Genomic DNA, 25,577 nt, shown 5'->3' on the forward strand with positions numbered 1-25,577 from the left:
ACTATGCCTAAGCTTGCGTACCTCGCGATGCCTATTTAGTTGCAAGCATATTTAATGCCCACTCCTCTAATAATCCATCGCTACTCAATGTTACGAGCTTTTCCCGACTTGGCGCATACATATCAACTATGGTCGCTCCAGCATTGAGCGTATCAATTTGCCAAGTGCCAAGCTCATTACCACTTTTGGTGTCCCATATGGTGAGGTGGGACTTTGAAGATGACGTTGCTAAATAAGCACTTTGTTCGATAAACAAGGCTTTACGAAAAACTTTAAACCTAGCCATATACTTTAACTCGCTTTTATTCGCACCATCCAAAAGCGAAGCGATCACTTGATTATCCAATGCATCTGAAACAAAGAACTCAGAAAAATCACGTCTTACGGCCAGACTAGTCACGCGATGGTTAAATTCCTTCGTGAATAACGGTTCTGGCGAGCCAAACTGCCAAAGCGCTAACTTACCGTCCTGAGCTGCAGTCATCACCATTTCACCCTTGTCATCCCACTGGACATGCATAACAGGTCGAGAATGAGGTGCGAACTGGTTATTCACTTGGGTATGTAAATTAGCCATGTTTACCGTACCATCAGACATAGCCACAACAATTTTATCCATTGTTGGTGCTAGGGCAACCGAGGTGATATACGCGTAACCTGATACACCATTAAAGGTTACTTTCGTGACTAGTTTTTGCTTTGGTAACGACCAGAATTGAAGCTGGTTATCTCCAACAACAATGAGCATAGTATTGTCCTGAGACAGCACAACTTCCCGAACTAATTCAGGCATTTTTTCTTGGGGGACTGAAAATTCGGACGTGCGGCTATTCATTTCCCACACATGCAATGAATTAGTGCTGTCGACAGTCACCATTTTACTGCCGTCAGCCGAGAAGTGGCCAATTAACACACCGTTATTGCCTAATTTGTCTAGGGTTCCCTTGCTCAATGCGACGTCTTCGTCACACCCAACTAGTAACACAGAGGCAATAATTACAATCAGTCTAAACAACATGGCTTTAGTCACTCTAAATCTGCGGCAAGATAAACCGACTGGTGATAGTATAGTCTTTTATGCGATTGTACAGTTTAATCTTGCAATTTGTTTGCGCGTTTGTCATCACACGACAGGTGAGCTGAAAAAGCAAAGTTCAGGCCACTAATGCTGTGTGCTCGCTAAAGTGTTGATATCCCAAAACTCAACAATTCCGTCACTGCTCAAAGTTGTCAGAATGTTGTCTTTACTAAAGTGCATATCTAAAATCATAGCGGTGGAAGTTGCCGACTCTATTGCAAATGCGTCAATTTCTCGGCCATTATTTGCATCCCACAGTGTCCACCAATATTTGCTCGAACCAGTTGCCAAATACTCTCCATTTGGACTTAGTGCTGCAGCACGAAACCAACGAAACCGCTCTCGGTAAACCAACTTAATGGGCTCACTCACATTTGAAAATGGCCTAAGCAATACTTGTTCGTTCAAAGCATCTGATACGAATAAAGTTTCGTTTCTCAATCCGGTCGCTGCACTCGTCACGCGCTTGGATAAAGAGTAGCTATATTTTGGTGATAACGAGTCTATGTACGACAGTTTGACTTGACCATCATGCCCAGCAGTCATTACTAATTGCCTGTGCTCTCCCATCTCCAAATGGCTTATCCGCGCATCATGCAACTTGGCTTGTTTTGTTAGATTATTTTCAAAATCGATCAAATTTAATGTGCCGTCAGTCATGCCTACAAGTACACACATTGGGTTTGCATAAATGGCAACTTGGGATATTTTGGCAAATTCCGAGTGACCTGCCACAGTAAACTGACCTACTAAGGAATTTTTATCCAAATCCCAAACGCTTAACTGCGTATCAAAGCTAACCAAAAGCAGTTTATTGTCTTGCGATAAAGAGATACCACTTACTTTTGTATGTTTGTGTAACTTAAACTGGTGCTTTACCTCAGCAGTATGTACATCAGATACCGTTACCAAGCCTCCATTTAAAAATGCAACAGTAGCGGCATCACTTGAAATTACGCCAAGGTCAATAGGAGCCTGTGATAAAAGGTTAAATTCATTCTGGGGATCCTTTTTAGCTTCTGAGCATCCCAAGAGCATGATATGCAGAACGGTAATAACCAAAACGATTAATTGTTTATTCACTCATTTCACTCTTTATCTGGTTAGGACTATGTACTACTTAAATATTTAGATCCCTAAAACTGTACTTAGTTCACTTACAAGTGCCATGCCAATTCAAGATAAATGTGAGAGTATAATTTTATCCCTGCCACAAAGACAATCTAGTCTAAAAGTACTATACTAACATTTATATAGCTTGCCGAACCTTTCGACTAAGAATCAGTGTATTAGCAATGTTCGCAGTGTAGGTCTTGAATGAAGTAAGTGGTATGAGGTTGATATGTGTAGTGCACCCAGAGTCAGACAACCTTCAAGGGGTAAACCCTTGGATTATCAAAGCTCAATGAATGAAACTTTAAGCGCGGAAAAACGCACCGCTTTTGCTAAAAAAGCAAATGCTGCATACGAGCGACGACACCCAAATGAGGAATATGAAGTGTCATCTAAAAAGAACAAAACCGAAAAGAAAACCAAGGCTATCGTACATCGAGTAGAACTCATACTTTTAATAGTCGTTATCGCTGCAATAGGTATCCGAGTACTGTTTATGACTGATTAACATTAAAAACTCTATCGCTTCAGTCATCAATGAAACTGCGCCCTTTCCGTAGACACTCGACACGCTTTACCGCTAAATTAGTTTCCAATTTTAATACATATAACTTCAATAAATTGCAATTCCCTCTTGCACGCCAGTAACGTTATAGTATAACATAATCTTAATTTGTTACTTTATAACATCTCCAAAGCAGCTGTCTTGTAAGGAAACGCGCAAACCTGCTGAACATTACTCTAATAATTGAAAGTAAAAATGAAACACACATATAAATTACTCTCTGTTGCGGTAGCAACGGCGCTACTTACAGCTTGTGGTGACACAAAAACCACAATCATCGAACATGAGCCTGTTGTTGAGGAAGTTAAGAAAGATGAAGGCAATGATCATAACCATGATCACGACCACGATCATGACGCAGTAAGTTCTGAAGGCCGTTTATTGGTTACTTCTCCTGATTCAAACTCAATCCACGTCTTAGATTTGGAGCACAAAGAAGTTGCAGGTGAACTAGCTAGCACGAATTTCCCTAAGTATGTCTATGCGACCGAAAATAGTCGTTATGCAGTACTTGTTCAGTCTGACCATAGTCGTGTTGAGTTTGTGGATGGTGGCATTTGGGAAGAAGACCACGGTGACCATATGCACCCGTACGAAGAAGCGCCTAAATTGAGTAGTGTTTCATTTGATATGGTAAAACCTGCCCATGTAACTAATGGCGAACATAACACAGCCATCTTTTTCGATGGTGAAGCGGGTAGTACTAATGCGCAAGTTGCCGTTTTCTCGGAAGCATATCTAAACGGCGATACTTCAAAGCTTGCTGAAATTGAGTACAACACCAATATGCACGGTGCAGCACAAGCTCGAGGCGAGTTTACGCTTAGCACGATTCGTGATGCTGATGCAGAAAGCGTGCTACCAGACAAAATCGGGCTTTTCCATAAGCATGATGATCATTTTGATCAAGAAAAAGTATTTGAAGAAACGTGCCCAGCTTTACATGGCAGCGCACAAAACCATGAACACATCAGTTTTGCGTGTGGCGATGGTGTTGTTGTAATCACTGAAGAAAATGGCGAGTTTACAGCGACTAAAATTGCAAACCCTGAAAGCTTCACTGAAGGTCAACGTATTGGCACTTTAAGAGGCCATGAAGACAGTCATCAGTTTATTGGCATTGCCGGAACAGAGTTAGTTGTAATTGACCCTGAACACAACGAAATCGAAAAAGTGGAGTGGACAATTACCGAAGGTCATCGTATTGCAGGCGGAGACTTCAATTACGACGGTTCTCACGCAGCCGTTTTAGACTCAGCTGGCGTACTGACTATTTTTGAACAGCACACAGAAAATGATGAACACCACTGGGAAGTAGCACACTCTGTAAAAGTACATGAACATGAGTTGGACGCACTACCTGAAGGTGCATCATTTAGACTAACTTTCTCTAAAGCTGAAAACACAGTATTTGTGGTCGATTCTACTGCAAAGCATGTTTTAGGTTATGACTTAGAAAGTGCTGAATTGAAAGTAGAAATTGAACTAGATTTCACACCAGACAGAGCTGTTTGGTTAGGTATTGAAAAAGGAGGCGAGCACGCACACTAATACTCCCGAGTATCACGTGTATGTCTCTTGATTGTGAGCCAAAGTGCCTTTTTTAAGGCACTTTTTTCGTTTAAGGTGTTTCTAATTAATTATCCAGATTAGCTGCGCTGCAACAGTTGATAAAAGCGACTTACTACTCCATTTGTCCAGCCAAATCCTTGCTGAACGATATACTCCCCTCCCTTTGCAATTTTGCTTGGCTCAACGACGTTGTATTTCTCAAGTAAACAGCCAGTATGCGTAAAGTTTTCCTCGACCGTATTTATCCACTTCTTCGCGACCTCGCATGCCTCTGCGTTAAAGCCATAATTTAGCAGCCCCTTAACCCCAAACCACTGCAAAGGAGCCCAACCATTTGGACTGTCCCATTGTTGCGCAGTGCGACTTAATGTCGTAACTAACCCACCAGGTTTTACAAACTTCGACATCAGGCGCTCAGTCATACATTGCGCTTTGTTGTTGTCTACCAGTTGAAAAAACATTGGCGTAAACCCAGCCATAGATTCCGCAACGCTCTGACGCTGCTGAGAAAAGTCATAGTCATAGTACCAATTCGAATTAGGCTGCCACATGTAGTGCTCAATAAGACAAGCTCTGCTTGTTGCTTTACTTTTAAAGGAGTCTTTTAACGATATCTCTCCCAATGCGTCATAACAGCGGGATAGCTGACGCTCCAAATAGTACATCAACCCATTCAGGTCTACAGGGACAATTGCCGTTGTTTTGATTGAACTTAAATCGTCTGCGTTTTCTAGCCATCGACTGCTAAAGTCCCAGCCCGACTCACAAGCAGCGCGAATATTTCGATAAAATCTCAGCTTTTGCTCTTCACTTAATGTGCCTGCATCCGAGATATCTTCTTTGTAAGACTCAGGCCTTGGCGCCGCTTCATCATCCCAGTATCGATTAAGTACGCCACCACATGGCATTTTAACAACTCGACGATACGCATTTTGTTCAGTAAGGTGGCTATCAATACCAGACATCCAAAACTCATACTCTTGTACAAGTGCTTTGGTTACGTTAGTGAGCCAAACTTGATCTGCTCTCTTTGCTTCCCACAACAAATCAACCATTAATGCTGTCACTGGGGGCTGAGAACGTGTTGCATAGTAGCTTCTATTCCCATTTGGCACGTGACCTAACTTCTCTATTAAAAAGCAGAAGTTAGCGAGCATACTTTGTACAAGATCATCACGACCTGCGTCCATCAGTCCCAAAGCGGTGAAGTAACTATCCCAATAATAAATCTCATTGAAACGACCTCCTGGCACAATATAACGCTCTGGCAGCGCTAACAAAGAGCTAGTATCTTGTGCCTCAGGCGCTCGAAGTAACCGCTCCCAAAGCAAATCAATATAAGCTGGCACGGTGTGTAATTCAGGTAAGGTCTCGAGTTCAGGTTGAGGTCTAAACTTAAAATGAGACTGAACAAACGCCTTTAAATTTGTGGGCTGCTCGGTGTCGTAAAGATCACACACGGCTTGCCAGCTGGTTAGCGGTATGGCATCTGCAAACGTCTTACTATCGGTATAAATACCGCTTAATTGCACATCTTTGAAAAGCTTGCTGTGCTCAAACTTCATGATACTTCCTCGACTAAACTGCTGACGAGCACGCTACTTGCTGAGCACGCTTTTTAAACAAAAATAGGGTTAGAACAATAATACCCATTGGAATTAATGACATATAAAAGGCGTGTTGACCGCTCATATATTCAAAAACAAATCCGGTTATAAGCGACCCAGTAGTGCCACCCAATGCAGAAAACACCACGATCAGGCCTGTCATAGCCGCATGTCTGTGTTTTTCCAAGCTACTTAACATAATCGAATTTATAACCGGGTAAATCGGTGCCATCAGTAACCCAATCAAAGGCATTAAGTAGGCGGCAAGCGGTGCGTCAAATATGCTGTTAACCGGTTCAGACGATAGATTATTTGTCAGCGGTAACGTCAATATGACCAACGTTGCCATACCTGCAATACACACATTCAAAAAGAGATACCAATCAACCTTTTTAAGTATTTGCCCAGCCATCAAACGTCCCAGTGCCAAGCTTGCAGCAAAGATACTGCTTAGTTGCACACTCACATCTACTGGTAAATTAAGCACTTGATTGTTAAACGTTGGAAGCCATGTCCCTACGCCCTGCTCTATTAAAACGTACAAAAATGCGCTGATAACAAATACTAAAACCAGCGGCTGATACGTTAGACGCAACATATCAATAAAGTCATTCTTTGGACTGTGTTCAGGTTTAATTTGTGGCTTTTTAATTTCGGCGCTGGATACAAGTAAAAATGTGAGCAGAGAAAGGCCAGCCAATAAATAGTAAACATTCAACCAATTATTTGAAGAAACATCATCACTCAAAAATGCAGCGAACACCCAGTAACCACTGAGTACCCCGACCATGAAAACGCCTTCAATTGTGTTGAGCAAACTAGAATGGGACTTTGCAGAGTCTGTGACCTGACCAATCAGCGCATAAACAGACACTTTCACAATAGCAAACGCACATCCAACCGCCGCAAACAGTGCCTTTAGCGCCCAAAAGTTGCCTGCAATCGGTGTGACCAAGCACATTACGATCACCAGAGATAATGCTATCAATAGCGCGACTTTATACCCTATGCGAGGAATAAATGACGCGACGATAAACGACACAATCGCAATCGGAATATCTTTGAAACCTTCTAAACTTGCTGCTTGCGCCTTTGTGACACCAAAGGTATTGATCGCTTGCAAAATTACGGTGCCAACACTGTTTAGTAATATTGCAAATAAGAAATAACTGACCGCCATGGCCATAATGATTCGCATGTTCTGCATTACATGACTCATAAATACGCTAGATTTATTTCAGTCTAGCGCTCAAAAAAGCACATTGCAAACGTTTGCAATTTTAATTTTAAGAGGCGACTGATTTTGGGTTGCATTTGTGCGCTTCGCTAATCGAGGGGCGCACATATACTTTTAATTCTTAACTTGATTGGCGCTCAACCAGTGAAATAGCCAGCTGGCTTGAGCTAACCTCCTCTCCAACTAATTGGGCCAGTAGCTTTTCGACCAGCAGCTCTCCCGCCTTTTTTGTGTCTTGCTTAATGGTTGTTAGCGACGGAAAACTAACATCAGCCATGGCAATGTCGTCAAAGCCTACGATAAGCACGTCATTGGGAATACTTACATAACGCTCTTTAAGCGCTTTCATGGCCCCTAAAGCAACCATATCGCTACATGCGAAAATACCATCAAAATCAAGCCCATCACTGCGAAGTTTTCTATTTATACTGTCGTATGCAGCTTGACTTGTTATGTCAATTTTTAGGAGCTGAGCTTGTTCGGCTAAGCCAGCTTGCTCTATGACATCGCTAAAGCCCTTATAACGCTCGCCAAGTTCGGCATGTTCAGGCTCTCCTAAAAACAAAGGTTTTTTACAACCTTTATCGAGTAGGTGTTGAGTTGCCACTTTGCCACCTAAAAAGTTATCGCTGCCGACAATAACATAGTCAGCTTCGGTCTTTGGGTCACCCCAAACGACAAGCGGCATACCCGCTTCTGACGCTCTATCTATACGGGCTTGTTGCTTACCTTGTCCAACCACAATAACACCATCGGCTCGTCTTCCGTCTATAAAATATCCATGCCAATCTTCACCCGCCATATATGAGTTTGACAACAATAACTCATAACCTTGGCGGTTAACTGCAAGATTTATATCGCTTACTACTTTAAGTAAAAATGGGTCATCTATTGATTGCTCTGTTTCAGCGTCAAGATTAATCAACACCGCAATGACTTTGGTTTTTTGTAACCTAAGTCGGCTCGCAGCGGCGTTTAGACTAAAATTGTGCGTTTTAGCTAATTGCTGAATGCGCTCTCGCGTTTCTTGCTTGATAAGGGGGTTATCATTAAGCGCCCGAGAAGCAGTAGAAGTAGACACCCCTGCTAACTTTGCTAAATCGGCTAACTTTAGTTTCTTTTGCGGCATTACAAATCCATTACATCTTGAAAAATATCGACTTAATTAAAACTGTTATGCGAAGGCTAATGGTTTACGAGTAAGAAAATACGCACATCTAACGGTTCAATTGGCGTTGTTTATTTTCTTACTATAATTCAGTCTCGTCTATCAGTTTCTTAACTCTTTGTTTTTAAAATACCTTAGTTCTTAATCATAGGTAAAAAATATCTCGGCTCCTACTAAATTAGGTAAACGCTAGGTAAAAAAATATCTCTCCCCACTATTGCAAACGTTTGCATTAAGTTCTATTTTAGAATAACGCCCAGTGCAAACCAAACAAAATTATACACAGTGAACTTAAATTTAAGTCGCTTTGTAACGTGGCGAAAAGCAATGCTGACTTAACATCAGCCATTATGACAACACATGAAACAACCAAGGGAGCAGCTCCTGTGAACTTAGGCAAGAAGTATTCTGCACTTACAGCAGCAGTTTTATCTGCGCTCGCATTTTCTAATGCAGTAAGTGCTGAACAAAATAAAAAAACTGACGAAAAAGTAGAAACAATCATCATTTCTGGTACGCCAGGTGGTATGGGGATCCGTAAGGTTGATGCGGCGTATGCTGTAACAAATGTAGACGAATCACTCATTGAACGTCTCGCACCTAAAAGCACCGCAGATCTATTCAAAGCCATACCTGGTGTTTGGGTAGAAAGCTCAGGTGGTGAGTCTGGTGCAAATATCAATGTACGAGGATTTACCTCTAGTGGTGATGCTCCTTTTTTGACTGTTAGTCTAGATGGTTCACCTGTTTACCCAGCTCCCACACTATCGTTTCTAGAAAATTCATCAATCTTTCGTATCGATGAGACCATCTCAATGATGGAGGGCCTGCGAGGCGGTCCCAACCCAGTGCTATCGAACGGCCAACCAGGTTTAACAACTAACTTTCGTTTAAAACGTGGTCAGGAAGATACTGAGGGAACTTTCAAATATACCACGTCAGATTATGGCTTGCAGCGAGTCGATGGCGTGCTTAGTGGTGAGCTAAGTGACGACTTGTACTACATGGTAGGCGGCTACATCAAGCGCTCTTCTGGGATCCGTGACGCAGGTTTTACTTCTGAAAGAGGCCACCAATTTACAATCAAGCTTACTAAAGAGCTAGAAAACGGCGAAATTAACGTATACACACGTCAAACTGACGACACAGGTGCCTGGTACTTACCAACACCGTTAAACGAGCAAGGTGTAGATGCAGAGTTCACACAACTAGGTTCATTAAATAGACAAGCGACTATTTATGCTGGCAATGGAAAAGCTGACATCGATTTGGGTGAAGGTCGCGGCTGGAATGGCCACGTATCCGGCGGTAGTATCTCGTTCGAATTGGGTAACGACTGGCACTTTATAGATAGATTTAGCCTAACCCAAGGTGACGCAAATACCTATGGGTTAGTACCGGGTGGTAATGTCGTTAACCTAGCTGACGTAGCAGATAACGGCACAAGCGCAATCGGCGCGGCCACAGGAGCAGTTTATGATGCAAACACTCGAGTTCAAGATTATGGTCGATGGGTAGTACTAAAAGACATCGAAGCATTTACCAATGACTTGGCATTTAGCAAGGACTTTGGAAAAATAAGCAGTGCCTTTGGTATGTATACAGCCACAACCTCAGCAAAAGACTGGTGGAGTTTGGGCAATTCAGCTTACCATGTACTTGCGCAAGGTGGCGAAATGCTCACAGGCATTGCGTGTAACGACTCAACCGAAGGCTGTGGCTTTAATTACGACATAAATAGCTCAGGTGATGCAACAACGGTAGCGTTTTATACAACGCAAAGTTACAAAGCTACAGACGCACTTACAGTAGACCTGGGACTTCGTAGCGAACGCCATGAAGTAGATTATTCAGTCGACGAAGGTCTAGACGGCAAGATCACTAAAACCGTCGACTACAGTGCAAGAAAAACTTCTTGGACCATCGGTGCAGACTACAAGCTAAATGACATTAGTGGTGTTTTTGTACGCTTCAATAAAGGCTTTAAAATGCCTTACTTCGACGACTTTAGGGATAATTACGATACCTACACAAGTGGCGATCAATTAATCAAAGAAGTATCGCAAAGTGAGATCGGTTATAAGTACATGGGCGAGAATATGGATTTCTTTGCAACGTTCTTTGCAAATGAAGTCAAAGGCGAGTCTTTTTCTACACGCCCAGATCTACCTGCACAACGTTTCACAACGGAAGCCCATGGCATTGAGTTAGACTTTAACTACAACCATGACTCAGGTTTTAGCGTCAACCTAAATGGTACTTTACAAAACAGTGAAATTGCGCAGAGCCCTGATAGCACGCTAACTGGTAACAAGTCTCAGCGAATTCCTGATTGGCAGTTGCGGATCACACCAAGTTATGAGTTTGAACTGGGCGATATGTTCGCGACAATTTACGGCACAATTTCAGCGGTAGATTCACGTTATAGCGATATTCAAAATACCCCAAGCGCAGTACTAGACGGCTATGAAAAGGTGGATATTGGTTTAACGCTAGAACCAATGGAACAGGTTCAACTGCAACTCGCGATAGACAACCTAACTGACGAGCAAGGTCTCACTGAAGGCGACCCTCGTAACCCAGCAGCTGCAAATGGCCGATATATTTTGCCTCGCAGCATTAAGTTTAGTGTCGCTTATAGCTTCTAACTGCTCCAATTTTACACGGAGTACATACTTCGTGTAACCCGAAAACTAACACCAAAGCCCAGCAGGATCACCTTTAAAACTGGGCTTTTTTCCCCCTTCCTTCTACACTTTAATTTAACTATCTCTGCAGGTAATAACCGTACTTCGGCATCTAACTCATAACACAATATATGCTCAACAAATGTCGAAAGCTTGGGAGTTTTATTATGAATATTGAAGAAATCCGAAAAGGCGAGTGGCTAGAATATCACGAACACCCTGTTGAAGTTTTGTCTGTAGACAGGCAGCACAGCATGGTCACTGTTTGGGATGAAAGAAATCAGAGTAAAGTTGACTTACACGTTGATGAATTAAAAGCAGATCCACAATGCCATTGTGACTCATATTTATACTACTAGCTTCGCCATTGCAGTGAAAACCCAAAGTGCCTGCTGCACTCTGGGTTAACATCGTTTAGAGTGACTTTAACTGCCACTGCGCGTTGGTGTTACCTGCTTTTCCAGCTCGTGTCAGATGTATTTGACGTGTTGACGGATTTGCCCAAACATACTGTTCCCAATATGTGTTTTTCAAGTTTACTGCGCGCCCCTGTTGCTGCAAGTAAAAAGCGGCTTGATTTGGTGAGGTCCAAAGTTTTGCATCACCACTTGAGGTACTTTTATAACTCAAAAATAACTCCGCATTATCCCTTGTACGGAAGTAAGCTGTATTTTCCCCAGCCTCTACTTTGATAAAAGCCAATGGTGATCGGTCACTAATAACTAGCGCCTGGTTTTTTACTGTGTTTCCATTATCGCTGATTGCTTGACCGTTTAACATGCTCGTAATGTGTACAGCTTCGCCTGTATCTGCTTTGAGTTGGCTTGGTTGCCAATCTGCAGGAGGAGTTTTCCATGTGAGAGACTTCCATTTCCAGTTATAAGGCATATTGATCAGTGGATCGTTGACATCAGAATAGCCTTCCTCTGCTTCTATATTGTACAAACAGTGCCTACGCTCTTCTTCTAGTTGCGCGACGCGTGCTAACTGATCAGTTGTACCTACATTCAACTCCTCCATGCATTGGATAAGTGTTTTACCCTTGCCCGATTCACCCGGTGCAAGTACGTAGGTATGATCTCGCTTAGCTTCGTCTGCATACCAAGCCAACATAGCTTGCTCGTCAAATGATAGCCAGTTGTTTACTAATTGCTGTGCTTCAGTCTGCGCTTTTACACGGCGCTCTTCTTCAGGAAGCGCCATTGTACGAATAAATGCAGCCCAAAGATCTTTACTTGCCTCCAGTGAGACAAGTGCAACTGGCTTAATATTACTCGGTTTGTAAGCTTGCCATCCAGTTTCACCTCGAGATTCTGGTTTCCAAATCACGTCTCCACTTTGATAATTCAAAGCTTCTTTGGTGTCATGGGTATGCTGTTCAGCACCTTCTGAACAAAGATATGCTTTCACCTGCCATATCTTTTCATAATTATCTGCAGGTAACCTTACGGTATGTTCTGGGCTAAACGAGTCTTGGAATAAATGAACGGCACGGCCAAACAAGAAGTAATTTTGGTCTACTTCAACCGCTTGTGCATAACCCCCGCCATCCCAAACTTTAATTTTTTTAGCCTCGGCTGTGGCTGCGTTAACAAAGTGATTGATAAACCTAGCTTGCGCTCTTTTCGCAGCATTTACACCACCTATACCGCCAATATCGTCATATCTGCGCATAAAGTGATCTTGTTGTAGATCTGCCGGCTCTTGTGCAACTGCATTGAAGCAGTTGGGTCCCGTCGGGTCCGTGCTCGCATTAGTTACATTAAACCCAGCAATGTCTACCCATCTTTCACCGACTATTGCAGCATAAATCGCGTCATACTCAGACCAATATGTCCCATCATCATTTGTGTTAGACAAGATTTTGGTCACTTCAGCTTGCGCCACATTTAATTCAACAGCTTTGGCTAGGCCACTGCTCCAACCTAGTCTGGGATCACTACTATCCGATACCTTAGTATCTTGTCCCATTACTTCAAGCGCTGATGTACGCGTCAACCACTCATGGCCTATTGGCATAATCCCGGCACCGCCTAATTGTGTAAACGCGGTAGCCGAAGAACTGATGGTCATTGTCGCTAAAATGCTGCATAGATATTTGATTTTCATAATTACTCCTTTTAAAACGGAGCAATTCTTACATAAAAATTAATAAAGATCACATTTTAATGAATTATTTATTGCATATATGTTATAAAATAACATTTATAATTCATCCATAAGCCAAATTAAGATCAAAAAGATACTGAAATCTTTAATTTAAACATAAATCAACTGCCCGCTGCGCATGTACCGTCGTGGTATCGAAAAGCGGTAAAGTTGTATCTCCATCATTAACAAGTAACGCAATTTCCGTGCACCCTAAAATCACAGCCTGTGCACCTTGCGCAGCAAGTCGGTCAATAATTTCAATATAAGCTCGTTTCGAGTTAGCTCGTATTTTGCCAACACATAACTCATTATAAATAACGTCATGAACGGTATTTTGATCTGACATATCAGGGACCAGCACATCTATACCGTACAAGTCTTTTAACCGGTTTTTATAAAATGGCTGTTCCATGGTGAATTTAGTGCCAAGTAAGCCGACTTTATCCACTCCATTTTTTTGTAACTGCGCTCCCACTGCGTCAGCAATGTGTATTAGTGGCACTTTTACTTGAGAGGCGATTTCATCGAAAACTAAGTGCATGGTATTAGTTCCAATAAGGATAAAATCAGCACCCGCACGCTCTAAGTCTTGAGCCTCTTTTCCAAGCATTTGTGCCATTTTCTGCCACTCGCCTTGCGCTTGTAGTTCGGCGATGGGCGCAAAATCGACACTTTTCAAAGCAAGTTTGGCTGAATGCAGGCCGCCTAACCGCTGTTTAACTCCTTCATTTATGTAGCGATAGTAATTTGCAGTTGACTCCCAACTCATGCCACCAATTAGACCAATTGTTTTCATATCTAGCTCCTTTGTTATTCGTTTTAATAATAGTTAGCTTGGGGTGCATTCCAATATTGCTCATACAGACCTTATGAAAATCCTACCGAAAATGGAACAGCAAAAATCACGAAAAGTATCACCCTTGCTTTTAGGTCAGAGTAACCTGTTTGGTATTGGGATTGGGATTATTATAAGCATAAACTTAACAGCCCATATGGAATGAAATCACCCCATACAGGCCCAATGAAATACACTATCGCAATGATTTAAAAAGAATATCTATACATCAATGCAGACTGGTCGAAATCTCTTCCTTTGAAATACTCCAAACTAACACTTGAAGCGCCAAAATGCACTTTAAGCCCGCCTCCATAGCGAGCTCCACTGCGCTTTGACACATCTGTTGCGTCATAATTTTCATAGCCTAACTGTGCAAAAGCCGAAAAGTATTTGTTGAAACTATGTTCGTACTCCGTATAAAACCTCGCTAGATCAAAATCTGTGGTGCGATTATCTTGCTTAATATCCAGCTTGCCCATATTGGCTGCAATAGAAAATCGCCCATTTTGTGCTTCATGTATGATGTAACCGATTTCGAAAATATTCTCATCAAATTCGACTTCTGTTTCCCTAAGAAAGATACTCAATGTATCTTTCTGTCTTTTATAGTTAAAACCAACAAAAATACCATTATCGAACTCGTAACCAGCCCCAGCTTTATAACCTGTCGCATCATATTCCGTATCGTCTAGCTCAGTTTGAGAGTAACCAACCTCCAAATATGTTTTATTTAAATTGGCCGCCTCTGCATTGAGGCCAAACACAGCTAGCATACCGAGTACTAATTTTTTCTTCATAACTTTCTCCAAATAGTTTATGAAGAAAATCTTAGCGGTTTTCAGTTTTTTAGTCCGTAATAAAGCATTACTGAACACATTAAAATTTGGCCAAAATCATTTAACTATCAGACAACCCATTTACATTTATTTACGTAAGAAGCACCTCAAGAACGCAAAAAATAACGCCCAACATCGCTTTATAAGCAATAAATACAACAACTTAAAAAAAACCCAATGACACTCATGAGTTTAGCCATTTTTTGTCTTCGTATTTTTTCAAGCCTGATATTTGCAATCCAAATTATTTAAAAGCCACACAAAAATAACTCATTTATAACTCTATTACTTTGCAAACCCCATTTAAAACTATTTTATACGCAACCATTAAATAGATTTTGACAACCGTATTAAACACATTATTTACTAATTTAAAGCGCAATCATGCCGGCTTGCTTTATATAGAGTAACGACTACAAACCTATTCGAAAGAGACACTTGCTCCTTACAGAGCACACTGGCTTTATAACAATCTACTTCATTTCTTAGCCAATATGGCGTGTAACAGAGTGTAATAGAAGTTAACAAAAACCCACCTACCTTTAGTCGTCAAAGTGAGTAAGTTACATGAATGGTGATGGACTATCGTCTCTTCTTCTTAGTTACTTACTCCTTTTTGAAGGATCCTCATTTATTTAAGTGATTTTTATTATGTTGTCATTTGGGGGTTAATGATTACCAATTATTAACCAATAGATTTTAATGAAGATATTTATTGGATTGATATTAAATTAAAATTAAGGAACCGCGATGTCTACTAATTACAAAATATACTTAGTTAATCAAAGTGCTTCAGGAAAAAACATGTGGTGTTTTTTGAGTGAGCCGGAAGGGTTAACCGGAAAGGAAGTGTACGCCAATTCAACCACCAGCTTATATGTAGAGCCTAACTACGCTGGGCTAAATTACTTCACAGTGCCTGTTCAATACTCGCTGCAAGCTGGTGCCTCTAACAAAGCTGTCGGACTTGATATTAAAATTGATTCAAATATTAGTATCGATGCTGATTTAAAACAATCGTATGATGCAGATTATGCAACCGCTCCACCTAAGAAAGGCCCGAATCTTTCACGCGATCAGTCTGGGTCAAGCCCTGATGGAACTCTCAGGTTTGTTACAAACAGCTTTGATAAAGTAAAAAATCAAAATCAAAATTGGTTTGAGAGCGCAACGTTTGGAATCGAAACAGCTGACGGATTTATCGGCTCCACTTGGGCACCCGATCCAGATGAACAAACAACCATCACACCTAAATTCAAATTCTATGTATCAACGGGAAGCTTTAAGTCAGGCACGCTAGCTGATTTCAATACAATTTCCAATAGCTCCGCGGTGATAAATTTAAGTGATTTTGAACGTCTTGAAGTGACTGTGACACTCACAAGCCAAGGCACATTTATTGTCACACCAGGAAAACCAGCACAACTGTCAACTGCTATCAAAGGCGCTGAGTTAATGGACAGCTATTCAAAGCTGATAAATTCGCATAACCAGCTGGTCAATGCACATTCAGAACTTATATATTCTCACCACAGAGCTTTATCTTATTTGATGGAAAATGATCAGATAAGTGAAAGCCCAGCGCACGAGAGCGGGGTGAAAGATGTCGTTGTTAAATCCAAAGGAATCACCTTCAACAAACCTCAAGGTGACAAGTTAGATAAAAGCAACGAATTAATTACTGGAACAATCACAGTAGGCGCCATTGTTGCAGTAGGCTTTCTTTACATGATTGCATCTGGCATTAATCTAAGAATCACTAATCGAGGAACTGGCGGTACTAAGTTTGATTTCTCTTACAATGGTGACAAGGGCAGAGATGCAATTGAGTCTGCTTTTAAAGCAGGAAAAGATATTAAGTTTTCTCAACACCGAGAACAACTTAATACGTTAGATCCAGTTGAAAAGGTATTTAAATCTTTAGAGGTTTAATGCTTTATATAGAGCTCTCCACTTAAAGATTTTTGAGTGGAGAACTTCTCAGAAAATAACACCGATTGAGTTACAAGCTTTGTAAAATCAGGGATTTGATATGTCTATTGACTACAAAATATACTTAGTAAACGAAAGTGCCTCTGGTAAAAACCTGTGGTGCTTTTTAAGTGAACCTGAAGGCTTAAATAAGAAAAGTGTATATGCCAATTCGAGTACGGGCATATTTGTCGAGCCTAACTATTTGGGGTTAAATTACTTTGTAATTCCCTATAAATATGCGTTGCAAGCTGGTGCTTCTAATAACGCCGTGCAGGCCAATACAAAAATTGAATCAAGTATTGAGTCAACTATAAGTATCGACGTGGAATTAGGCAAAGTATACGACACTCAATACGCAACCGCCCCTCCAAAAAAAGGGCCGAACTTGACAGTAAATCAATCAGACTCCAGTCCAACAGGCACGCTGCAGATACAGACCAATAGTTTTGATAAAGTAGAAAATGAGGAACAAAGGTGGTTTGAAAACGCCACTTTTGGTATTGAGATGTCCAATGGCTTTATAGGCTCGACTTGGGCCCCTGCCCCAAACGAAGCAACAACTATCACCCCCCAATTCAAATTCTATATAACAACGGGAAGTTTCGAACCTGGTACGTTGACGGACTTTAGCATTATTTCCAAAAATGCAGCAGTGGTCAATTTAAGTGACTTTAACAGCCTTGAAGTAACCGTTACGCTAACAAGCGAAGGAACGTTTCTTGTCACACCAGGACAGCCAGAACAAAGCTCAACGTCGATAAACAAACTCGGAGTAATTGAGCACTATTCAAAGCTCGTAAATACACATAATCAACTCGTTGAAAAACATGCTGAAACTATATATTCACATCATCAGGCTTTGTCAAAGTTGTTTAGCGCCCGCATGTTTTAGTTATCCGTGGTTTCAATGACATCCACCTAATCCCAAATCCAGTGTAGAAGTGTAGTTTTGCTTCCTAATTTACAAAACTTTTTTGAAATTTTTGCCTATGAAAAGTTTTCCAAAAACGGGGCTAAAACTACACTAATGCACTCTAAACTACACTGGCATTATTAGCCATTGCAAAACACGGTCAGATTGCTAGTAATGCTGAAGTAGGTTTGAAACTATGATGATGAATCGACAATATCAAAACTCTCAACCATTCAGGTTATTTAACTTTGGCTGAGAGTTTTTGACTTATCAATTACCAGTGACAGTTCTAGTTGATTTGATTTTAAGGTGCCTTTAAGTTCTGTTTAAGAACACTTGAATCCAATTTAATACTAAAAACCTTACTAGGTATTGGGCTGCTTTTATTTCCGTAACCAAACTCCAATTGTATATTACCTATTTTTTCTTTATTAACCCTTAAAGTAGAGAAGAGTAGATTCTCATCTATTAAAAAGGGGATTGAAGGTGTACTTATGAGTAATTGGTTTTTGTGCCACAAAGCGACATTCATAAATTTAGCCTCTAAAACCGCACCGCTCCCCTCGATAGTAATATTTTTTGCATATTGCAGACTGAATACGTACTCATCACCATCAGCTAAGGTTTCTATGATTTTTAACTTTAGTTCGTCTGAAATTAATGGGGTAATTTTTTGATGAACATCCGTATCTGCCATAGAATATTGACAAGTAAGTATTGAAGCAATTAACACTAGTAACTTTTTCAACAGGCTGTTTATCATATTAACAGTCTCCTTTTAGACATGTAATGCTGCCTAATAAATCATTATGATTGTTACTATTAGACTTCAGACCTTGCATGTTCAACTTAAGCAAATTATTTTGTCTGTACATATAATAATCATATGACGAATGAGCACTTCTATAGGTTGCACTATATCCATTATTTCTAGCAGTTCTTATATCGCTCGCTGAAAACTGGTTTATTAAATAGCGCGACTTTCCGTGAGAGTGCCACGCCCCGTAAAGACTTGGTTTTCCTGTGTCATTCAATTTATTAGAATTACTTAAATCAACCTTACCACTATGATATGAGGTAACTATATTTCCTATGCTATATTTTTTGCCTCCATTTACGGAGTATTCATATATTTCAGCGCCAACTTCAGCGCCATACTTTTCAGAGAGGGGATGAGCATTGTCATGTAACCATTTAGCAGCATCATCAGATTCATCAAAAAGCTCTAAACCTGAAGCCTTTTCGTTTAAATCTTTAAGTGACTTATTGAACTCAGCGTCATTAGAGTGTTGATAACTATTTACCTCACCACTTTCGTGTAATTTGGCATTAACACTCTGATTGGTACCACTACTAGCAGCGATGCTCTCCTGAGATCCAAAATCAAAGGTCACAGTTCCATTAACTAAGTCAATATTTTGAACTACTCCACTTGCACCACTTCGCTTAATTGAATCCACCTTGATAAGTGAATCACCACCTTTGTCAAGGTAGAGATTACCATCGCTCATTGCGATAAGCTTGTCGCCATCACCAACATCATAGTTCATTGCACCGCCGCAGCCTGGCGCAGCATCACCACTCACATCAGCACCCTTTGATTGGCATGCTGATGAATAACCCGTTGGATCTGTGCCACCTAGTGGGTTATTCATAATATATGAATAAGGATTTATCGATTGCGAGTTGCCTGGCGATTGAATTACAGGGTCCACACTCATAAATCGCCCTAAATTATAATCGTACACTCTGCCATTCATATGAATAAGTTCAAGTTCATCGAGGTGTTCGTGCTCTGTAAACCCGCGCTTAGTTTTTGTCGATTCTAAATCACCATTTTGAGCAGTAAATTTCAAACCGCCAGAACGTGCCCTTGGTTTACCAAATGCATCGTAGTTTCGCTTGGCAACGACATTACCGCTTGCATCAGTAAATAATCTAGCACTACCCAAACGATCTTTATGCAGATAACGAATGTGTGGCGTACTGCCGGATTTAGTCGAAATCAGTGCAATATCGCCAATATAGGCGCGCGTGGTAACATCGTTACCCTCTATTTCTAATTCATAATGCTTGCCGGCATAATAAGTGGTAATGCTCCCTTGTACCTGCTTAAATCGCATATGGTCGGCACCATAAGTAAATTGTGCTGTAATGCCATTTTTAGTAATTTGAGTCGGTTTATCCATTGCGTTGTAGCTGGCTGAGTTTAGGCCATCCCCTTTGACCATATTTCCGCGTGAATCGTAGCTAAACCCTACCCACTGACCGTTTTTATAGACTTTTTTAACCGCATTTGCCCCGCCGCCACTGTGGCCTGACAAATGGTCCGTATAATTATATTGCGAAGCATAATCCGATTTGCTTATGATATTACCAACAGCATCATAGTCATAACTTACCGTTGTATGCCCAGCAATTTGATTGGCCTTAAGGCGATGTAAGTGATCATAATCATAAGACTCTGTAAACTGATTTTGGCTACCTAGTTCACCTGATGTGACTGCGAGCCCTTTTAAGTTACCAAAACCATCATAAGAAGTGTACTGAATAGACAGCAAGTTAGTGTCATTTTTAAGCGTATAATGCTCAGTCATCTGCCCACTTTGACGGCTGTAATAATTATCTATTTTCAGGCCGTTACCCAAAGTTTGTGATTGCACATAGCCAAATACATCACGCGCAGTCGCGTTACTGAATACATAGCCACTGGCCTTGTTTTTAAGTTCAGTCTGATACCCTTTATCATCGTAAATATATTCAAGGGTTAGATTATTTGGATAACGCATTCCTTTTACACGGCCGTAATTGGCATCATAAAACGTGGTTGTCGTAAAGCTACGGTTATCACCGCTTATCGTGTGATCTACAGGGCGGCCTAACCCATCGTAGCTATAGCTATGTGTAACGCCATTGCCTATAGCACTTGTAAGCTGGCCATAAGATAACGTATCAAATATATAAGTTAAGGTTTCTTCTCCGGTTGCACTTCGGCTAGTAACACGACCCAACTCATCTATGTTTGAATTTATCGTAGTTACCCCATTGCGCAACTCTTTTTGTGGTTCTCTGAAACCATTATAGATAAAGTCGGCTACACCCTGATTGGGATCATTAACACGTACTTTATTACCAAACGAATCGTACTTTGCAATGATACTAAGACCCTTTGCATCACGGATAACAATTGGTAAGCCTAGACTATTATATGCATAGCGAGTATAACCCCCCAACGCATCTTTTGTTTCCATAAGCTGCTTACGACTATTATAAGTTCGGGTCATCTCACCCAACTGAATCCCGTAACAGCTCTCTGAGACATTAATGGTTGTTTTAAGCCGATTATGCTTATATTCAGCGGTCATTGTACCCGTTGAAAATGGTGTACACTGTTGGTCTGTTGTTTTACTTAACAAACGACCAAGCGCGTCATACTCACCATAACGCACACCATATGAATCTTGTCCCTTTATGTATGGCTGTGACTCAAAAAGCGGATAGCCTTTGTCGTTAAACGTCGAGTCTTTAAATATCCAGCTACCACCTTGGTTTTCTATTTTCGTACGGATAGTACGGCCTAGTTTGTCCATAAAAGTAACTTGCTCTGGAGCGCCGGCAGAAATTGTCGCCACCTGTAAAACGGCGTCCCTTGGCGCATCACTACCGGCATTTTGCATAGCAGTATATATCGTTGGGGTTCCCTCTGCCTTTTTGCTATATGGTCTTAAATAACGGTCATAGCCATATTCAGTGGTCAGGTAATCTGTAGCATTGACTTGTTGATGCACACTCAGTTTTAAGCCTGTTTTAGGGTCAGTATTAACTCGTGTTATATGCCCTTTGGCATTTTTAGTTTCGTACACATAGTATCCACTATCTGCAACAGAAGCACCGTCAAGTGTATATGACGTAGACGCCGAGCGGCTTTGACTAGTCCAAACCCCATTATTAAAGACTTGCGCCGTTTTGGTTAATTTTGTAGGTAAACCGTAACTATTAAATTCATAAACAGTTTCATTCCCTTTTCCAGATGAGCCTGATAGCTTGACATTTCGAGCCTTTCTAGATGAGTGGAAATCACCGAATACAGATGTGATAGTCGTTTGAGAATCTAATGCGCCTTCATTGCCAGTATATAGCGTCAATGCATCATTTTCATGGCGTTCTGACACTGCCGAACGTGTCACCACTTGTTTTACCAGTTTATTGATCCACCAGTTAGATGTGCTGTTTTCAAACGTTTTTTGTGTTGTAACCGTTGTCGAACCATAGTCGTCTTTATGCGTTTTTTCCGTTTTAGTAACATTGCCAAATGCGTCAATCGCTAAGTTGTTAGTCCAAGTCTTGGAAATAACATTATAACGGAAACTGAGCACTTGGAGATGCGCCTCATAAGTGGACTTAGCATACACACTATATACACCCGAAATATTATGGGAGCTATTATCCGCCCACTCTATAACGGTATGGCGATTTGCATTTTCGGTGGAGTTTAAACCTCTGCCTTGCAATACATATTTATCGCTTTCAATGACTATTTTATTCTTCACTTTACCGGTATACGGAAAATGCTGGTGAAAATCAGATTGAGTAGTTAGCCCGCGAGTTACATCGGCTTCAATAACACTCCTAAAACCCGAAAAACCACGCCCTTGAGTATTGTACATAGCTCCACGATAGGCATAGCGACGTACAAAATCCCCGCCAATACCGTTATCTTCTTTAAACTCCTTAACGACATACATACTTGAGCTGAAGCGCTGATATCCTATCTTTCTTTCAGAGTTATTGTTAGCCTCATAGAAATTATCAATACCTTGGATATTGGTTGCAAGCGATGAAGAAAGCGGACGATACTCCCATTCACTCTTTAAGCCGAAGCCGTTGGTAACCGAGTCTAAAATATCTAATGGCCTATATTGACTACCACTTGCTCCAGTGCCAGTACCATAGTTACGACTGATATTAACTTTACCTTCTTTAAAACCACTTGGTGCTGCATCTAAAAATCTACAATTTGAGCCGCTTGTACCACTTTCACACCCATAGTTAAATACAAGATCTGGTAAGCCATCACCTTGTGCATCTACCATTGCTGATTGGTAAATAGAGCCAATAAAGTCAGTATCTGTGCTAATGTACTGGCCGTTTTCCAGTTCTACCTTCGCAAAAGAGTGCAAGCTTCTGTCATAACTTCCCGCAATAGATTTAAAGACTCCCGGACCGCTTGGAATAAGCTCTGTGTAAATTTCATCACCACAAAACTCAGTGACACTCTCCCCTTTGTACCTTACATGGCTAACATTGTGACAACCTCTAACCAGTAACCCATTAGGGACTAGTAACTCTTCTTTACCGTCAGCGTCTATATCCCTCACTTTAATAGCATCACCATACTTCGGAATGTAGGCACTTCTGCGAATTTCATTATTACCTTGTAAGCCGTAACTTTCTTCAAAAATGAACTCGCGACTTAGGGCTTTAACCCCTGTATTGACTGGTGCTGTAAACGAACCATCCCCTTTACTATACCTGACAAAAATATTACTACCATTTACTTTGGGGTTGTACCAACCAAACCAGTCTTTTAGGCCATCACCATTTAGGTCCGCAAATCGATAAAAACGGCTCCAAGCTTTAACAGGTGTAGGTAAGTAGTCATTTTCATCATCCCAGCTGATAGATTTACGGCTGTAGTCAAGTAGTTTGCCATTAGTAGACATTAAGTAGATAGCACTTAACTTCCCCTGGCCCATATCAGTTGATTTTAGGGAAACTTTGTAAAAATCAGGAATACCATTACCATCAAAGTCGCCACCTAACGCATATGACTCTGAGGGGGTAGTTGAATTTAATTGCTTACTCACTTCAAATAACTGTTGTTTGTGAGACGTTTTATATGGGGTATCAAAGTCACCTGTATGATAATAATAGTTAATATAATCTCGGTAGTAATTCAGTGACTTTTCATAAATTACAATATCCGGAAGGCTGTCTCCGTTCATATCACCAATATGGAGAAAAGAAGACAATTGCGGAACTTCTATATTTGTTGGTATCTCTGTAGACCACCCAAACTTGCTGCTCTTATGTACAACAAGTTTTTTCACTGTACTACTTGAGCCTTCCTGAAAGTTAAAGTCATCGGTAATTCCATCTAGGTCGTAGTCAGCCGTATCAGAGTGACAGTTTACTTTTTCACCGCTGGTGCCTGAAAACTCACACTGAGTCACTGGGTGACTATTTGTTGTAGTTTGACCCTCAGCATTGATATAAAAACCGGGCCAATCCATCGCGCCGTCACCGTTACGGTCCCCATTTGGCAAAACTGAGGATATCGTTTTACCAGCATTGATATTTACATATGTGCCCTTAATTATGGCAGCCTTATCTTGCCAGTCAAAAGTCGTTTGCGGTAAGCAATCACGCCCTGAAGGTCCGTAGCACAGCTCAATAGATGATAAGAGCTCTGTGCCAGACGCCTTACTTTGAACATAACTCATTGTATACTCTCGAGTCTGAGTTGAATAATATTGAGTTATAATGTTCTTTAATCGTTGGGTTTTTTGATACGAAAACCCATGCATGTACTTAGTTGTAGAGTCAATAGCACGCTCATATTTGAAGTAAACGTTATGCATGCCCGAGTTAGCTATACTGTCACTTGTGTAGTTTATTCTGTCCAGTAACTTTTCGTTTGTTCCATATTCTTTATATTCATAATTGATATAGTTTTTCCCCGAAGCATCTCGCGTATGGTCAATTAACCAAGCATAGGTTCCTTTTGAGTTAGAACGAATATCTCTACTGTTTGCCGTATAACCATAGTGACTGACGTGGCCATTTTTTTGTCTAACCACAAAATAACTCCCCGTTGAGCTAATGCTTCCACCGTGCTGAGTTATTTTGGCAAAACTGTCAATTTCTGTTCTATATTCAGCACCACTGTTACCATAAGTGCCACTAATCGCGATAAGTTTCTGCCCGTTTAAACATAAACGATCATCTTGAGTATACCGTGGGTTTTGACTCTGACCATCTTGTGCATAGGTTGCAGCACAACGCGTGATTGCAGCACCAGCAGACAGCGACCAGCCTTTACCAGCAATTCCGCTTCCAGAACGAGAAGAATAATTAAGTGAAACATTCGGTTGCATACCTGCTCGGCCAGGTGTCAATTCAACTGGGATATTGTAAGTTGCACCACCACCACTAACACCTGCACTGCCCTTGATTGAACCCACTTTATCAACATAAGGTGCACTTGGTGTAATATAAGAAGCATTTGCTGGAATTAAAGATGTTACGTCAGCAAACTTAGTATTAAAGACATTTTGAATAACGCTACCTTGTGCAACCTGCGAACATGAATCGCTATAACAGGCCGCTACACGCACCTGCGTATAATTTATAAACCGTGCATCTAACTTAATTGAGTTTTCAGTTGTGTATAGTAAGTTTTCCCAAACGCCATTTTTATTAAGCACCTGAATTGCATACTTTTGAGCGCCAAAGTCAGCATTCCATGTTAACCTTCGACCATTAGCGTCATCGATGACTTGCGCATTGTATTCCGTTGCGTCAACTGACCTAGGAATGACGACAAACATATCCCCAACGGAAATAGGTATCAGTAGGCCAGCATTATTTGCATAAGCAGGTGAGGCTATCGCCATCAACTTTATAAAGCAGGCTAATATAAAAAATAACAATGCTTTCGATTTATCAAGTACGTCCCTCAAAAGGTCAAGCTCCTATAAATTTTGGGTAGTAACAACCAGAGATTAGTATCAAAAATCACGCGCAATAGATAAGATAGAGGCTCTAAAAATGCCTAT

General features: G+C 41.0%; 16 protein-coding genes. 6 read left to right on the plus strand and 10 right to left on the minus strand.

What is annotated here, in order from left to right; all coding sequences use genetic code 11:
• Positions 1-31: 31 nt before the first annotated feature.
• Complete coding sequence (locus N480_RS03550; protein WP_231102218.1) at positions 32-1,018, minus strand: hypothetical protein; 987 nt, start codon at positions 1,016-1,018, stop codon at positions 32-34.
• A gap of 144 nt (positions 1,019-1,162) precedes the next feature.
• Positions 1,163-2,161 carry a hypothetical protein gene (locus N480_RS03555; protein ID WP_063371141.1) on the minus strand — a complete coding sequence of 333 codons (999 nt, stop codon included), beginning with the start codon at positions 2,159-2,161 and terminating at the stop codon, positions 1,163-1,165.
• A gap of 304 nt (positions 2,162-2,465) precedes the next feature.
• On the opposite strand from N480_RS03555, the gene N480_RS03560 reads away from it, so the two are divergent.
• Positions 2,466-2,699 carry a hypothetical protein gene (locus tag N480_RS03560; protein WP_155730455.1) on the plus strand — a complete coding sequence of 78 codons (234 nt, stop codon included), beginning with the start codon at positions 2,466-2,468 and terminating at the stop codon, positions 2,697-2,699.
• 252 nt (positions 2,700-2,951) lie between these two features.
• Positions 2,952-4,307, plus strand: a complete 1,356-nt coding sequence (locus N480_RS03565; RefSeq protein ID WP_063371143.1) for a hypothetical protein — start codon at positions 2,952-2,954, stop codon at positions 4,305-4,307.
• Positions 4,308-4,405: 98 nt separating this feature from the next.
• On the opposite strand, the gene N480_RS03570 is transcribed toward N480_RS03565, so the two are convergent.
• The 3 genes from N480_RS03570 to N480_RS03580 form a co-directional block, all read right to left on the minus strand.
• A complete protein-coding gene (locus N480_RS03570; RefSeq protein WP_063371144.1) occupies positions 4,406-5,893 on the minus strand; it encodes a trehalase family glycosidase in 1,488 nt (495 codons plus the stop codon).
• 13 nt (positions 5,894-5,906) lie between these two features.
• Positions 5,907-7,142: an MFS transporter gene (locus N480_RS03575; protein WP_063371145.1), complete on the minus strand. Its 1,236-nt coding sequence runs from the start codon at positions 7,140-7,142 to the stop codon at positions 5,907-5,909.
• A 151-nt stretch (positions 7,143-7,293) separates the two neighbouring features.
• Entirely contained in the window at positions 7,294-8,301 is a 1,008-nt protein-coding gene (locus tag N480_RS03580; RefSeq protein WP_063371146.1) for a LacI family DNA-binding transcriptional regulator, read from the minus strand.
• 425 nt (positions 8,302-8,726) lie between these two features.
• Between N480_RS03580 and N480_RS03585 the strand changes: the two genes are divergently transcribed.
• Together N480_RS03585 and N480_RS03590 are read left to right on the plus strand one after the other, a co-directional pair.
• On the plus strand, positions 8,727-10,988 hold the full coding sequence (locus N480_RS03585; RefSeq protein WP_063371241.1) for a TonB-dependent receptor: 2,262 nt from the start codon (positions 8,727-8,729) through the stop codon (positions 10,986-10,988).
• Between the two features lie 206 nt (positions 10,989-11,194).
• On the plus strand, positions 11,195-11,386 hold the full coding sequence (locus N480_RS03590; RefSeq protein ID WP_063371147.1) for a hypothetical protein: 192 nt from the start codon (positions 11,195-11,197) through the stop codon (positions 11,384-11,386).
• 55 nt (positions 11,387-11,441) lie between these two features.
• Here the strand turns inward: N480_RS03590 and N480_RS03595 are convergent, their stop codons facing one another.
• The 3 genes from N480_RS03595 to N480_RS03605 form a co-directional block, all read right to left on the minus strand.
• On the minus strand, positions 11,442-13,136 hold the full coding sequence (locus tag N480_RS03595; protein ID WP_063371148.1) for a hypothetical protein: 1,695 nt from the start codon (positions 13,134-13,136) through the stop codon (positions 11,442-11,444).
• 145 nt (positions 13,137-13,281) lie between these two features.
• A complete protein-coding gene (locus N480_RS03600; RefSeq protein ID WP_063371149.1) occupies positions 13,282-13,974 on the minus strand; it encodes an aspartate/glutamate racemase family protein in 693 nt (230 codons plus the stop codon).
• Between the two features lie 248 nt (positions 13,975-14,222).
• On the minus strand, positions 14,223-14,813 hold the full coding sequence (locus N480_RS03605; RefSeq protein ID WP_063371150.1) for a hypothetical protein: 591 nt from the start codon (positions 14,811-14,813) through the stop codon (positions 14,223-14,225).
• 789 nt (positions 14,814-15,602) lie between these two features.
• On the opposite strand from N480_RS03605, the gene N480_RS25565 reads away from it, so the two are divergent.
• Together N480_RS25565 and N480_RS03615 are read left to right on the plus strand one after the other, a co-directional pair.
• Complete coding sequence (locus tag N480_RS25565) at positions 15,603-16,784, plus strand: hypothetical protein (protein WP_063371151.1); 1,182 nt, start codon at positions 15,603-15,605, stop codon at positions 16,782-16,784.
• A gap of 100 nt (positions 16,785-16,884) precedes the next feature.
• Positions 16,885-17,718, plus strand: a complete 834-nt coding sequence (locus tag N480_RS03615; protein ID WP_063371152.1) for a hypothetical protein — start codon at positions 16,885-16,887, stop codon at positions 17,716-17,718.
• 325 nt (positions 17,719-18,043) lie between these two features.
• On the opposite strand, the gene N480_RS03620 is transcribed toward N480_RS03615, so the two are convergent.
• Positions 18,044-18,502: a hypothetical protein gene (locus N480_RS03620; RefSeq protein ID WP_063371153.1), complete on the minus strand. Its 459-nt coding sequence runs from the start codon at positions 18,500-18,502 to the stop codon at positions 18,044-18,046.
• A gap of 1 nt (position 18,503) precedes the next feature.
• A complete protein-coding gene (locus tag N480_RS03625) occupies positions 18,504-25,481 on the minus strand; it encodes a SpvB/TcaC N-terminal domain-containing protein (protein WP_063371154.1) in 6,978 nt (2,325 codons plus the stop codon).
• Positions 25,482-25,577 lie beyond the last annotated feature (96 nt).

The organism is Pseudoalteromonas luteoviolacea S2607, from assembly GCF_001625575.1.
Classification (GTDB): Bacteria; Pseudomonadota; Gammaproteobacteria; order Enterobacterales; family Alteromonadaceae; genus Pseudoalteromonas; species Pseudoalteromonas luteoviolacea_E.